Raw genomic sequence first — 13466 nt, 5'->3', positions numbered from 1 at the left:
AATTCATTTCAGCCGCTTATACATCACAAATGCATCGATCAAACCTTTCTTCGGATGATTGAATGCTCGCGGCAATCTTCCCACAATCTCAAAACCCATCCGCTCCCATAACCTCACCGCCCCCTCATTGCTCTCCGCCACAAAATTAAACTGCATCGCGCAATACCCCAATTCTTTCGCCATCACCTGTGAATGCTCACACATTTTTGTTGCTAAGCCTTGGCCCCGCGAAGAACGCGCCACCATATAGCCACAATTACAAACATGCTTCCCCGGCCCTGACTGATTCGTCACAATGTAATAAGTCCCTAAAATCACCCCATTATCTTCTACAACATACGTAACCCGAGGCTTTACCATCCAAATCTCAAAAGCTTCATCCTCACCCGTATTTCGTTCATACGCATACGTATCACCTGCACCGACAATATCTTCAAATATCGGCCAAATATCATTAAAATCACTTTCACGAGCTTCACGAATTAACATTATTCAATCCCAGATTGCCATTGTTATCCAATCATCATTCCAACACTGCCATAACCCTTAATCATGCTAAAATACGATCGTCATCTTTTATTGTACCGCCACTCTTTGATGGTCCACTCAAATCATGAATGATAATCTTAAAAACCAAGTCAGTTCATTAAACGACTACCAATCCGCAACCGCAACAACCGCCAACGAAGCACTCTCCACACCGCATAACAAAGATGGCCTAATCAACTGCGCACTCGGCCTCACCGGCGAAGCTGGCGAATTCGCGGACGCCATCAAAAAACACATTTTTCACGGCCATCCCCTCGATACCGATCATCTCAACAAAGAGCTCGGCGACATCCTCTTCTACCTCGCCCGCGCCGCCGCACTCCTGAACCTTGATCTTGATCGTGTCGCCAACACCAACCTCAAAAAACTCCGCAACCGATACCCCAAAGGCTTCTCCCAATCCGATAGCATCAACCGCACCGATTCAAATTAACCACCGATTCAGCAAATAAAAAAGACCCCATCACAGACGAGGCCTTTCCATTCATCTAATCAATGACGGTTATGCTTTTTTACGACGTAATCCAAGCAAACTAATCCCCATCAATCCAACAACCGCCACACTGGCCGGCTCTGGCACAAACTGAATCGTCAACGTATCCGAAACAAAGCTGCTCAATTCATTCCCAGCCTTATCACCAACATAAACCTTATACGTTGCCGAATACTCACCCGGAGCATCCGCTGCATACCAGTTGTGCACCATCGTACCGTTCCATTCCCATATCGCGCCATTCGCACTGCCTTGAGTACCCAATATCGGATCGAACGTGTGCATATCCACCGTCATGCCCATCCCACCTTCATATACATTCAGACCATCACTCATTGAAATCATTTCGACCCAAATACTCTGAGTTGCCGTATTCAAACCGCTGAAAAAACCTCTCGGATTCCAACCATACTGCCCATTGAATGCTTTACCATTCAAAATCGAGTACTTTTTTTCCGCCGCATACGTATCCGGCGAAACAGCCAAAATCGGCATTGGTACCGTCTCATCAATATGCACTTGAATCGCATTATTAACCAATTCAATATCCAAATGCTTCATCGGTGCCGCACCACCACCACCAAACTTCGGCCCAGACATCGCCATACCCATCCCCCACACTTGCCCAACTCCCATTAACATCACCGCAATCATTACAATATTTTTAACAACAAATTTCATATCTCTTTTCCTTCGTTATATTTCCATTATTTAGCAAGCTATCTTGCCACTTTCGGATCCCAACGATCAACCCCATTTGGCAAATCATAAGTCTCCTTAAACCGCATCACCTCAGCATGCCCATCAATAAACACATACTGTTGATGCTTTCCATGCCGCTCCATATCAACTTCAGGCTCGGCTCCAAATGATTTCCAAAACGCCGACATAATATGATCCGCGCTACTGCCACTTTTCAATTCGCCATAATGAATCGTCCCACTCGTATTCGGTATCGAAACAAGCGTCCCATACGCGCGTCCATCCCCAAAATCATCGAAATAAACACTCGCACCATAACTCCAGTGCTGCCATTCTTCTCGGTCATCTTTTGGGCAACGATACACCGTGCGACTTAACAACTTTATTGGCTCCAGATTAGATGGATCAAACCTTGATCCTGTGTAATACGGCACCAACGCATACTCCCATCGGAGCATGTAATTAAACCCGCTCGAATGTGTACTCATCGGCAACTGCCCATCGTTATCGATCGCATACAAAGTCGTATTGATTCCTAACTGACGCATTCGGCTAAGACATTGAACAGCCAATCCCTGATCTCTCGCTGTAGCCAACGCTGGCAGTAGCAATCCAATCAGTATTGCGATTATCGCAATAACAACGAGCAATTCAATTAATGTAAACGCGTGCTGCTGACGCACCATAAGCGTATCCTTTATCACACATGTGTGGAGGACAACCATGTTCTACAAGACATCAAGCGCATGAATACACTCGACTATCGCAAACATATCGATTCATTAAAAGTGGATAGCAACCTCACGGACATACAGCCCATGAAATCAGCAAATCATATTTCACTCGTGGCTAGAGGTGGGGCACGCCCACTGATCGGTGAAAAAACAGCAGATATGTAAATAACAGATTCTCGATCTTCTAGCGGTAGATAATCAACCTCCCACAACGGTGGTGGCGTCAAATCTATGACCAACGGCACATCCAACACACCCGTGATATAGCAAATCGCACAACGCTCCGTTGGTGCTTTATACGGCTCTTCCTCCCCTTCAGTCTTTCCATTTTCATCAACCACACACAATGGACATCCAGACCCGCTAAACAAGCCATCCCCAAAAATCCCACCCCCTGCACCAAATTCATCGCCCCTCGCCGCTCTCTCACCCGGCAATGCAATAGCACCGCGTTGGTGGCCCGGCACAACGACTGCGAACCATAACACAAACAGCCCAACCATCAGCCATTTGAACTCTCGCGTTCTCACGTATATCTCCAAACTCATTCTAACCTGACATTCACCCCCCGCAAACAACCTTTTTATCCCTTTTCTCCACCAATTCGCACCTCACGAACCACTCGCTAAAATCTCTTTTATGAGTTTCAAACAAATCAACGGCGTATACATCGCTGACACTGCCACCGTGCTCGGCGAAGTCCATCTCGAAGAAGGTGCCAACATCTGGTACGGCGCCTCCATCCGAGGCGATGTTGCCAAAATCACCATCGGTAAAAATTCCAACGTCCAAGACAATGCAACCGTCCACTGCGACGGCGGCTTCCCCAACGTCATCGGCGATAACGTCACCATCGGCCACAATGCCGTCTGTCATGGCGAATACATCGGCGATGGCTCACTCATCGGCATGGGCGCTATCCTCCTTGGACGAACCAAAATCGGTAAGAACTGCGTCGTCGCAGCAGGCACCGTTGTTCCCCCCGGCACAGAAGTTCCAGATGGCATGCTCATCATGGGCATCCCCGGCAAAGTCATCCGCCCAGCCAACGAAGCCGAAAAAGGTTTCATGCAGCGCAACCCGCCTCACTACGTCAAACTCGCTCAACTCCACTACGAACAGAAAACGACCGACCCCCGCGTCATCACATGGAACGGCAACATCTAAACCTTTCCCAATATTAATAAAGTCAAACGTCTAACTTTAAGTTAGATCCAAATAAGAAGACTCAAGAAAGATCCTTCAATCATGACCGATCAACACAAATACCTCTTCCCTGCCATCGACCTCCGTGGCGGCAAAGTCGTCCGCCTCCTCCAAGGCGACTACGACAAGCAAACAACCTACGGCGACGACCCACTAACACAAGCCAAAATCTTCGAAGATGCAGGCGCAACTTGGCTCCACGTCGTCGATCTCGACGGCGCACGCTCCGGCTCCATGTCACACGTCAAACAAATACAACGTATCTGCGAAAACACCAACCTCAAAGTCGAAGTCGGCGGCGGCGTCCGCGCAGAAGGCTCCATCGACGTCCTCCTCAAAGCAGGCGTCACACGCGTCATCGTCGGTACAGCCGCACTACGAAAATGGGACTGGTTCGAATCACTCATGGCCAACCCAACCTACCGCGGACGCATCGTCCTCGGACTCGATGCCCGTGAAGGGAAAATCGCCGTCTCGGGCTGGGAAGAAACAACCGACACCACCGCACTCGAGATCGCACAAAAAGTCTCCGATTGGCCACTCGCCGCCATCGTCTACACCGACATCGCGACCGACGGTACACTCAAAGGCCCGAACGTCGAAGAAACCCGTAAAATCGCTGAAGCCACCAACGTCCCCATCGTCGCATCCGGCGGCGTCGGCACACTCCAGCACCTACGCGACCTTCGCACGCTCAATGTCCAAGGCGCCATCATTGGCCGCGCCCTCTACGAAAACCAATTCACCATCAATCAGGCCATCGAAGCCTTCGAAGGAAACGGATAATGGAACAACAACACCAACAACCCGAAGATCTCCTCCAAGGCTACTTCGAGTGGCAAATCTCAACCCTCATGCTCGCCTACGATGTCAACGACCCCATCCTTGATGACGACGAAGCCACCGCTGAAAAACGTCGCACAAGAATCGAGCAAGAGGTCAAACACATCACCCTCGCCGTCGTTCCTGAAAAATTCCAAAAAAATCAGGATCTCGATTGGCCGCCTGAACTCCTCCGCGACATCACCAAAACAACCCTCCTAAGGGCCGCAGGCATCATCCAGAACACTGAAAAAATGGGAATCTAACCCAATTTTCTCCATGTATACCCAGCCGCCTCACGTTACAATGAGTGCGGCTTTTTATTGACCAAAAGCCAGATTGGGAACAGGGCAGGGGATAAGAACAGGGATCTGAACCAACGGGATGTGTGTGGCCAACCAAAATTATCTTTGGAGACTATTAAATGATTAGATCGTTCGCCACTAAACTCTTGCCGCTTTTCATCATCACCGCATCACTCGCCGCATCATCCGAGGCTCAAACTATGAAACCCGTCACCGCCGCCGATCTGTCCCCTCAACTCGATAAGATCGTCATCGACGGCATCACGAAACAAAACTACCCAGGCGCCACACTCATCGTCGGCCAGAAAGGTCGCATCATCCATGCGCAAGCCTACGGCAAACAAACCTACCAGCCCAACGCACCAAAAGTACAACTCGACACCATCTTCGACATGGCGTCCTGCTCCAAAGTCGTTGGCACAACCACCGCCACACTCCTCAACCTTCAAGACAAAAAATTCAAACTCTCGACCCCTATCTATCAACTCGTCCCCGAGTACGACAAACCTGACAAAACCCAGATCACCGTCAAAGATCTCCTCACTCACGTCTCTGGCATCAAAGCCTATACCGCCGCATCACTCGCAGAAAAAAAACGCACTGAAGGTCAGTCCAAAGCAGATGCACTCATCGCCCACTACGCATCACTACCACTCAATTCTAAAACAGGTACCAAATACGAATACTCCTGCCTCAACTTTCAAACCCTCGCACGCCTCAATGAAAACGCCACCGGCATCCGCAACGAAGACCTCCTCATCGACCGTGTCTTCAACCCACTCCGGATGAACGACACACGCTACGTCCTCTCAGATGCTCAGGTCAAACGCACAACCCCATCTCACCGTAAACCCGATGGCACACTTGTTCGCCGCATCGTCCACGACCCCCTCGCCTCATACCACGGCTCAGCCAACAACTGTCCCGGCAACGCAGGCCTCTTCTCCACCGCACCCGACCTCACCAAATACTGCCAAATGATCCTCGCCAACGGCAACTACAACGGCAAACAAATCATCAACGCCAACATCGTCAAAGACGCATCCAAACCACAAACACCACGCAACGTCAACGAAGACCGAGGCCTCGGCTTCGACGTATGGGAAGCCAAATCCTACGTCACCCCGCTCAACAACAAGCCCGGCCGCTACGTCATCGGACACACCGGCTACACCGGCACATTCCTCTGGCTCGATACATACACCGACACCTACATCATCTTCCTCACCAATCGCTGCCTCACCGCCAAAGGCGAAAAAATGAAATCAGTCAACCCACAACGCCGAGCCGTCACGCAAGCCGTCCTCAAATCACTCCCTCAATACAAGAAATTTTTCTAACGCCACCATCTCAATCATAATTTCAATATCTTCAAGCCCATGGCCACCGGTCGTGGGCTTTTTTACAAACACCCTTCAACCAACTGCAATGACGACAACTAATCCTTATGCGATACAGATCATTAAACTATCATCTGATTAGAACTAGTATCACATCCATGACGTATAACTGCCATCAGTCCCACATACGCATGACCATCCAAACGAATTACCCTCGCTAATAGATCTTGTTAAAATAGCGTTGTTCCTGACATCACCACCTGCAACCTCAGAATCTGTAATCAATGAGCTGCAACCATAACCAACATGCTCTACTCCGCGCCCTGAAAGCCTACACCGCAATCGCGCTCATAACTCGCGCCTATTTCTGGGCCTCACTCTTCATCCTTTTCTTCTCATCAATCGTCACCCTCAAACAAGTCTTCCTCCTCGAAGCCATCTACTACACCTCCGTCTTCCTACTCGAAGTCCCCTCCGGCTACTTCTCCGACAAACTCGGACGCAAAAGAACCCTCCTCATCGGCAGCATCTCACTTTCCCTGGCCTACGCTTCCTTCACGCTCGCCCCTTCATTCCTCTTACTCGCCGTCGGCCAGATCTTTCTCGCAGCAGGCTTCGCCTTCTTCTCTGGCACCGACACAACACTCCACTACGCGCTACTCGCCTCACTTAACCTCGAAAAATCCTACGGCCAGCGCGAGGCCTCACTCGCTTCCAACGGCCTCATCATCTCCGCATCCGCCGCGATCATCGGCGGACTCCTCGCATGGGTCGGCGAATACCGACTCGCCTACGCCGTCTCCTTCCTCTTCGCATTCCTCAACTTCCTCATCATTGCCTTCCTCCTCGTCGACCCCGAAATCGGCTGCCACAAACGTCAAGCCCCACCACCTTTCCTCAAGCAACTCCGCAGATCTTTTGCACCACTTGCCATCCCCAATCTCCGCTTCCTCTTCATCTTCACCGTTGGCATCACCGTACTCAACCACGTCCCTTACGAGTTCTATCAGGTCTACTTCAAAAACTACCTCGTCAGTACCCCCGACACGATCCCCCTATACACAGCCATACACACCACCCTCTCAACACTCCTCGCCGCATACCTCACTCACCAATCCATCAATCTCGCAAGCAAACTCGGCTCACGTCGCGTCATCATTCTCGCAACCCTGCTTCAGATCCTCACCATCTCACTCCTCATCGTACAAGGCTACTTCATCATCCTTATTCTCCTCCTCGGCCGCTCGCTCCCCGGCGCCATCACACAGCCCATTGTCCGCAGAGAAACCACACCACTCATCGAGCCTTCACTCCGCGCAACCTATTACTCAATACAATCTCTCCTCGGCCGCCTCTCTTTCGCCATCCTCCTCATCTCATGGAGCCTCCTACCCGGCAACGGTTACACCAACTCCCTCATCCTCTCCGCATCCCTCGGCCTCATCTTCCTCGTAACACTCATCCTCACCAAATCATCAACCCAACAATCCCCACACCACACATCGACGACACCAGAACCACAAACATCCTCCACCGATTAGAGCGAACGATATCATTACTCTCCAGACTTATCCTTTACTCCTAACACATCACACACTAAAACAGACTTCATGCCCACACTCACAAACATTCCGCCCGCAAAAACCATCCAATCATGGATGAACTCCTCACAAATCAACCTACGCAAAAATGCACACCATTGGCTCTCCCACTCTCTCAAGCAACACAACCACACTATAAAATCCATCACCTACCTCACCCATCATGACGCACAAGAATCCATCGTCGCTCATATCACCTCAACCCATCACCACACTTTCATCGCCAAAATAGCCCCGCACCCTAACGTTATCCCATCCGAAGCCGCCTTCCTTACCGCTTGGCAAAACCAAAACATCCAAACCCCCATCGTCTTCGACGTCCTCCCAGCAAATCACATCACACCACTACCTATCTTACTGTTAGAGTATCTACCATATCCATTACTAGACGCAATCGATCAACCTGAACGTATCGCCCGCAATGTCCCCCATAAACTCGGGCAAACGCTTGCTCGAATGCATCAGGCCACAGCCTCTAACTTTGGACGCCCCTTACCTCAAAACCCACACATCGGCCAACACCCCACCTTCACCGATGAAATCAACGACGCTCTACTCACACATCACCTCCCCAACCTCATCAATCAAAATATCATCCCGTCCATCAGCACCAAACTCGCCCAGCAAGCAATCCGCACTTTGGAAAACGATCTTAAAGATCGCCCTCCTTCAAACTGCCATTGTGATATCAAACCCAGCAATATCTTCATCACACCCAACGATCAACTCATCATCTTCGATCCCAATTCTCGTATCACGCACCCCGCTATGTGCCTCGCACTCGCCATCATTCGCATCCATATCGATTCAATTAGCCATCCTCCCCATTCTCATGCCGAAACTAAACAGCTCCTTGCCGGCTACCACGCGCATGCAAAGCAAAGCGATACAAAACCCATTTCTAACCACATCCTCCAAGCCGCCTTCTATCTCCGCAGCCTCATGCTTCTCCGCACCTTTTTACAAAAAAACAACACCACCAAAATCACCCAAACTCTCAAATTCCTCCACGAACTGATCTAGTTACCAATGCTGCTATTTCTTTAACAGCCGATAGCTATTCTGCGCCATATCTCTTAAACAATGCAACGCATTACCAAGCGCAATCGCAATGATGAATTGCGTGATAACTATAGCTGTGCTACCTCCTAATATCATGGCAACTTCAACCACACTAATCGCGTAATATTCCTGAATAGCACCAAGCATGCTAAACATGACAACACACACAAGAAATACGACATATAAAGCCAGTGTGCAATAACCCAGAACAATACATAACGTACCCACAGCTTTCATCGCCCAGTAGCTTGGTACATATTGGCTTAACTTTTCAAATTCTTGATGCTGTGCTAATACAGCCGCCACCTGAATCTTTCGCTGCTCTCTTTGCCTAAACGCTTGCTTCCTTGCCTGACTCAGTCGCTTATTGGCCGCCTCTTTTTCGCAATCAATTTTCTGCTGTTTCCTAAGCTCCTCACCAGCCTTCACCGCATCACCCGGCACATGAAACGCCCCACGACATATCGGACAACGATCCAGCATCCCCGCCTCATCTAAAGATGAAACCAGCTCCGCCCCACAATGCCCGCACACATACTCCACAACCTTCTTCCCAAGAAGTGTTTTCTTAACTAAATAATCAGACGTAATCGCAAGCACCCTGTCCGTCATATACCTTCCCACTAGGTTAGCTTGCCGCAAGCTAACCTAAGCGTATTAAACCGATCCCATAAAAGCGCATCTACAACCAATCATCGGCCCGAACACGTAACATCAATTCAAAATCCATCACACGAATAGATTAGACATAGACAAAGATCATCAAATCATTAACAACATTTCATCTATATCTACAATCTACATACACCTAGCAATACCTACCTATTTGTTAATAAGTATTAACCATTGAAAAGTATATTTTAATACTTTATTGTCTTAATAGTCACAAGTAATATCCTAATCATCACATTCATTTCATTGAGCAAGTAAATGTATCTGCTAAACACTGCATTTAGTCAGATTGGTTATCCGTGCAGGCAATTTCTATTAAGAGAGAATCACCCCAATGATAAAAGTACCCAAGTATCAAACCGCTACTTTGCTAGCCGCGTTTTGCGCGATGTCCTTAGTCAGCACTTCCCATGCCGGCTTCAGCGAAACTTCAACAAATACACACGATTATCAAATCGGTATTGGCGAAGAACCCTACAAAGTCCAAACCACTGGTGATAACATCATCAATGTAGGCCAGAATATCACAGGCACGAATCCCGCCTCTCCTCATCAGGTCGATTTCACAGGCACCAACAACGGATACTGGCTCTACACGTATCATCCTGCAACAATCAACTACGATGGCAAAGTTTCGATCAACACAGATAAAGCCACCTTCCAAGGATTCTCAACAGGCTCAGCCACCACCCTTGATGTCAATTTTTCGAATACCGCTTTACTACAAGTAACAAGCACCGGCCTAAACACACGGGGCTTCAACCACTCAGGCACAGGTCATATCAACTTCAGTGATTTCGCTGGCACCCTACAGGTTCAGTCTGGATATGATGATTCAGCAGCCAGTCTCGGCACTTACGGCTTGTATGCATATAGAGGCGACATTAACTTCGACAGCATCGCCCAATCAGGCATAATCAGCGTCATCAGCGATAGCGATCAGACTGCCAGTGTGTTCTCATGGGGTAGCGACATCAACGTAAACGGCAGCTTTGCAGGGCAAGTTAACACAATTTCTAGTGGCTATAACGCATACGGATTTTACGCTCGCAATGATATGACCATCAACAATGTCAGCAACACCAGCAATGTGAACGTCTCCGGCAGCTACAACATTCGTGGCCTGAACTCGCAAGTCGGTACATTGTATATCACCAATGATTTCGCTGGTGACATCAACATCAAAGCTGACAAAATCACTGACCCAAATCAAGTAAACACACACCTCAAATCTGGAGCAATGGGTCTGGCTGGCAACGGCGGTATTAATATTGGCGGCTCAATAACCGCGGATAGCACCATCTCTATTTCTGGTGATGGCAACTACGCAAGCGGACTGCACTCCTACAGCAGCGATATCAATATTGCTGGCAGTCTCGCAGGGAAAATTCTCGTAACAGCCGGAAACCGCAACACATTCTCCAACGCATACGGCCTTGATGCCAAAGGCATAACGCTCGGCAGCATGGCCGATACGGGTTATATCCGAGTCAATGCCGATGGTGGTTATAACAGCGGGATCAGAGCAAGCGCTAACGACATCGTCATTGCAGGCAATCTCGCCGGAGATATTGATGTAAGTTCAACAGGAAATGCGAACAGTGGTATCTACGCAAACCATAACTTTACCGCTAATGCCGTAGCCGAAACGAGCCATATTAATGTCAGTGGATACAGTAGTGTTAGAGGCATCGAAGCAGCCTTTGGTAGTATCAGTATCACCAATGATTTTGCGGGTGATATCACCATTAATGCCGACAAAAATCAAGTGAATAATCTTTCCAGGGCATGCGGCCTTTCTGCTTATCAAAACATTACCATCGGTAATCTAACCAATAAAAGCTCGATCTCAGTCGCGGCAACAGGATGGGATGTTAATGGCTTGTTCGCAGGCTACGGTGACATTAGCATCGGCAGTGTGGCTGGTAACATCAATGTAGAATCTGGCCATCAAAACGCACGCGGAATTTACGCTAAAAATAATATAACACTCAATGAAATCGCAGATTCAAGCAACACCACAGTAAAAGGCAATGGTACTTATATATACGGTATAATTGCTGGCAATCAACTCTCCATTGCAGGCGATATTGCCGGTGATATCATCGTTGAATCTCAAGGTGGTAAAGTTCACGGCCTCAACGCGCACAATGGTATCACTGCAAATGCTGTGACGGAAAACAGTCGTATTGAAATCTCTGCAATCGATGATAGTTGTGGCATAATATCCGGCAACGGTAGCATCACAATCAATCAGGATTACGCGGGTGATATCATTGTGAATAGCAGCAACTCAAAAGCAGTTGGCATCAGCGCCGCTCAAAACATCACAATGAATTCGCTAACTGAAAACAGCGAAATCAATGTCTCCACACCTAACAGCTACGCCTACGGCATGTACGCCAAAAATGGCACTATCTCCCTCAATGACCTCAGCGGATCAGTCAAAGTTGAAGGTGCAACTGCGGTATACGGTATATACGGCAATACGCTCAACCTCAACAACATCTCAGGCACTGTCTCCGCAGTCGCTACAAATACAAGCTCTGCGACCGCCGCAATCGTAGCCTCAGGTTCTAGTGACGACTTTGTTGCGCTTGCGACCGGTGCAAACATCGTCGGCGATATCAATCTTAATGGTAACACCAGTGAGGGCGATCAAGACACACTCACCCTGCGTGGTTCCGGCTCATACAACTACAACCTCTACAACATCGAAACACTCAACGTAGAACAAGGCGACGCAAACACCAAAGACCACACTTGGAAACTCAACCTCGACAAACAGGATGCTGCCGGTACAAACCGTTTCGTTAACACAAACATCAATCACGGCCTCCTCTCAGTCAATCAAAACTTCCAGACTGAAAACCTGACGATCCAAAACGACGGCGGTCTCGCTTTCACACTCACAACCCCAACCGAGGATATCGCACTCAACGTCACTCAAAACGCAGCCCTCGCAGGCACATTAAAAATCGCTAATATTGACAACACGTCTATCAGCCAGATAGGTGATCAATATACACTCATTGATGCAGCCGCCATCACCGGCAAGTTCGATAACATCACTGGCAACCGCCTTGATTACCACACCAGACTAGCAGTTCTATACGCAACGGATAGCGTGACTGCCCAAACAGCACTTGTCGGCGACATCGACCTTAACGGTGTTGTTAATGATCTTGATGCAACAATCTTGGCAGCCTCATACGGCCAGACCGGCCTATTTAGCTGGGCAACCGGCGATATCGACGGTGACGGTACTGTCGGATACTTCGATGAGTTGTTACTCGCTTCTCATTATGGAACTAGCACAAGCTCATTGAATTCCCAAACATTCAACGCCGCCGCTAACACTCAAGCATACTTCACATTCAAGAATGTCCCCGAACCCTCATCCCTCGCGTTACTGGGTATGGGCGGCCTACTCTTTGTCAGAAGACGCTCCGCATCATAAGGCGAACACGCATAAGATTCATTGGCTGATAAGCAATGATAAAATCTAAAACGCAAAGGTTGAAGCAACACAAAGCTTCAACCTTTTTATATGTAAGGCTAGAACCCACCAAAGTGATCGATCACGGTTTTCTGATTATTGGAGACATGCCAACATCACCCTTGTAGCAAGAATTTATAGACAGGGGCAGAAGCAATCGCGAAAGCCTGGGGGGATAATAGGGAAGGGGGGTGACGCACGATTTGAACGATAACCCATCACAAACAGGCCTCTTTTGTGCGCACACTTTTTACAATCATACAAAAGTTGCCGTTTTTCTCATTGTTCTTTGATCATTACTCTGCAAATGATGAGATTCTTTGACCAAAACTAATCAAAATGGCATTTTTAAGAAAAATCGAACATCACAGACGCTAACTCACCACCTAATCGCAAGTTAGATATTAAAACATCGCTTTTATGCGCGATATTCACGTCATAATCACAGCATTAATAAAACAAAACGTGCGCACAAAAACAC

The 13466-nt window shown here is 48.5% G+C and carries 13 protein-coding genes; 8 read left to right on the top strand and 5 right to left on the bottom strand.

Annotated elements, in window-relative coordinates; all coding sequences use genetic code 11:
- Nucleotides 1-3: 3 nt before the first annotated feature.
- Nucleotides 4-489, bottom strand: coding sequence for a GNAT family N-acetyltransferase (locus KS4_RS07720; protein WP_145076735.1), 486 nt, complete (start codon nt 487-489; stop codon nt 4-6).
- A 124-nt stretch (nt 490-613) separates the two neighbouring features.
- On the opposite strand from KS4_RS07720, the gene KS4_RS07715 reads away from it, so the two are divergent.
- Nucleotides 614-982 carry a nucleoside triphosphate pyrophosphohydrolase family protein gene (locus KS4_RS07715; RefSeq protein WP_145076733.1) on the top strand — a complete coding sequence of 123 codons (369 nt, stop codon included), beginning with the start codon at nt 614-616 and terminating at the stop codon, nt 980-982.
- 69 nt (nt 983-1051) lie between these two features.
- Here KS4_RS07715 and KS4_RS07710 read toward each other — a convergent pair whose 3' ends face one another.
- The 3 genes from KS4_RS07710 to KS4_RS07700 all read right to left on the bottom strand — a co-directional run bounded on the left by KS4_RS07710 (nt 1052) and on the right by KS4_RS07700 (nt 3008).
- A complete protein-coding gene (locus tag KS4_RS07710) occupies nt 1052-1723 on the bottom strand; it encodes a PEP-CTERM sorting domain-containing protein (protein ID WP_145076731.1) in 672 nt (223 codons plus the stop codon).
- Between the two features lie 38 nt (nt 1724-1761).
- Nucleotides 1762-2427, bottom strand: coding sequence for a prepilin-type N-terminal cleavage/methylation domain-containing protein (locus KS4_RS17905; protein ID WP_234698869.1), 666 nt, complete (start codon nt 2425-2427; stop codon nt 1762-1764).
- Nucleotides 2428-2576: 149 nt separating this feature from the next.
- On the bottom strand, nt 2577-3008 hold the full coding sequence (locus KS4_RS07700; RefSeq protein ID WP_145076728.1) for a hypothetical protein: 432 nt from the start codon (nt 3006-3008) through the stop codon (nt 2577-2579).
- A 109-nt stretch (nt 3009-3117) separates the two neighbouring features.
- Between KS4_RS07700 and KS4_RS07695 the strand changes: the two genes are divergently transcribed.
- From KS4_RS07695 to KS4_RS07670, 6 genes are all read left to right on the top strand, one after another.
- Nucleotides 3118-3645, top strand: coding sequence for a gamma carbonic anhydrase family protein (locus KS4_RS07695; protein ID WP_145076726.1), 528 nt, complete (start codon nt 3118-3120; stop codon nt 3643-3645).
- A gap of 81 nt (nt 3646-3726) precedes the next feature.
- Nucleotides 3727-4470 (top strand): 1-(5-phosphoribosyl)-5-[(5-phosphoribosylamino)methylideneamino]imidazole-4-carboxamide isomerase, encoded by a 744-nt coding sequence (gene hisA / locus KS4_RS07690; protein WP_145076724.1) that lies wholly within the window; start codon nt 3727-3729, stop codon nt 4468-4470.
- Entirely contained in the window at nt 4470-4772 is a 303-nt protein-coding gene (locus KS4_RS07685; protein ID WP_145076722.1) for a hypothetical protein, read from the top strand. The genes hisA and KS4_RS07685 overlap by 1 nt, the downstream gene beginning before the upstream one ends.
- Nucleotides 4773-4930: 158 nt before the next feature.
- Nucleotides 4931-6151 (top strand): serine hydrolase domain-containing protein, encoded by a 1221-nt coding sequence (locus KS4_RS07680; protein WP_145076720.1) that lies wholly within the window; start codon nt 4931-4933, stop codon nt 6149-6151.
- Between the two features lie 284 nt (nt 6152-6435).
- The gene (locus KS4_RS07675) at nt 6436-7692 is read left to right on the top strand and encodes an MFS transporter (protein WP_145076718.1); all 1257 of its coding nucleotides are present in this window, start codon (nt 6436-6438) and stop codon (nt 7690-7692) included.
- Between the two features lie 69 nt (nt 7693-7761).
- On the top strand, nt 7762-8775 hold the full coding sequence (locus KS4_RS07670; RefSeq protein ID WP_145076716.1) for an aminoglycoside phosphotransferase family protein: 1014 nt from the start codon (nt 7762-7764) through the stop codon (nt 8773-8775).
- Nucleotides 8776-8787: 12 nt separating this feature from the next.
- On the opposite strand, the gene KS4_RS07665 is transcribed toward KS4_RS07670, so the two are convergent.
- On the bottom strand, nt 8788-9426 hold the full coding sequence (locus tag KS4_RS07665; RefSeq protein WP_145076714.1) for a hypothetical protein: 639 nt from the start codon (nt 9424-9426) through the stop codon (nt 8788-8790).
- A gap of 394 nt (nt 9427-9820) precedes the next feature.
- Between KS4_RS07665 and KS4_RS07660 the strand changes: the two genes are divergently transcribed.
- On the top strand, nt 9821-12946 hold the full coding sequence (locus KS4_RS07660) for a beta strand repeat-containing protein (RefSeq protein WP_145076712.1): 3126 nt from the start codon (nt 9821-9823) through the stop codon (nt 12944-12946).
- The last annotated feature ends 520 nt before the right edge of the window (nt 12947-13466 follow it).

Source organism: Poriferisphaera corsica (assembly GCF_007747445.1).
Taxonomy (GTDB): domain Bacteria; phylum Planctomycetota; class Phycisphaerae; order Phycisphaerales; family Phycisphaeraceae; genus Poriferisphaera; species Poriferisphaera corsica.
The sequence above is the reverse complement of the archived record's forward strand: the minus strand, read 5'-3'. Positions and strand labels throughout refer to the sequence as shown.